Origin of the sequence: Shewanella sp. 11B5, assembly GCF_002836795.1 — a bacterium.
Taxonomy (GTDB): domain Bacteria; phylum Pseudomonadota; class Gammaproteobacteria; order Enterobacterales; family Shewanellaceae; genus Shewanella; species Shewanella frigidimarina.
Genome location: NZ_PJAP01000079.1, coordinates 1 through 1,356 on the forward strand (window position 1 = coordinate 1; position 1,356 = coordinate 1,356).

General features: G+C 43.7%; 1 protein-coding gene. It reads right to left on the bottom strand.

Features of this window, described 5'->3' with window-relative positions; translation table 11 throughout:
- Positions 1 to 1,326 (bottom strand): sigma-54-dependent transcriptional regulator (locus tag CXF78_RS00655; RefSeq protein ID WP_102035698.1); only part of this gene is annotated, 1,326 nt, incomplete at its 3' end.
- Positions 1,327 to 1,356 lie beyond the last annotated feature (30 nt).

The following is a 1,356-nucleotide window of genomic DNA, read 5'->3' on the forward strand; positions in this document are numbered from 1 at the left end:
TTGTTCAACAGTCAATTCTGTTGAGCCATCCCACATTGATACCGCTCTAAAAATCGCATTTTTCAATTGGCGCACATTACCCGGCCATGCGTAGGTAAATAGGTAATCGCGACAACTTGCCGATATACGCCTTAAGGGACTCGATAACTGCTGACTATAATGCTCTAAAAACATCTCAGTTAATGGAATCACATCCACGCGACGCTCACGCAGTGATGGCATGTGATAACTTAAAACATGGATTCGATAATACAAATCTTCTCTAAACTCACCGGATTGGCAAAGTTCAGCTAAGTGTTTTTGGGTTGAGCAAATAATTCGTACATCGGCGCGCACTTCTTCATCGCCACCAATCCGTCTAAAAGTCCCGTCTTGTAATAAACGCAATAATTTAACTTGTGCGGTTTTGGACATCTCGGCTATTTCATCAAGAAACACCGTACCGCCTTTTGCTTCTTCAAACAGACCACGTTTAACGACTGTGCCATTACTGACAAAGCCAAACAGCTCTTCTTCAGCAACACTATCAGGCAAAGCGGCACAGTTAATCGCGATAAAAGGATGTTCGCGGCGCATGCTGGCGTCATGACTCGCACGAGCCATCAACTCTTTACCTGTTCCCGTTTCACCGGTGATGAGTAACGGTGCATCAAGTTGCGCCATACGTTTGGCTTGCTTGAGTATGTCTTTCATTTTGTCGCTGATAGCCAATACATTATCAAAGCCAGTAGTTTGATTTTGCAGGGCATTAAACTGTTTACCCACTCTAGCGGGTGATTTTAGCGAAATAACCGCACCCGCTAAAATGGTTTTATCATCATCATCGGGTAAGTAAATTGGCAGCATTTCAGCCAAATACTCGCTCGAGTTAATTTGTACTCGTGTGGCTTGCGCCAACACTGGTATTTCACTCATCCAACGAGCAAAGTTAAATCCTTGCACCCAATGATTAAGTGACTCACCCACCACTTCATGTTCAGCCATACCAAGCGTCAATAAAGCCGACTCATTGGCTATGCGGATCCGCCCTTTCGCGTCTGTTGAAAACACCGAATCGGGTAAGGTTTTAAGTAAGGTTTTTAGGGCGTAATGTTCTTGCTCTGACGGCATAAAAGATACGGTACGGACATCATGCACACTTTCGACTTTACGAATTTGTGGCATAAGCTCACGCAGGGTTTCGAAACTGATTTCTGCAAACTGCAAAAACAGGAAACCTTTATTACTGGCATCTATGGCAATTAAGTTAATACCATGTTTTTCAAGCACGACGAGGATGTCTTTCGCTAAACCCACGCGATCGATACAGCTGACTTCCAAACGCATAATGTAACGATTCCCTATTTATTAATGTTT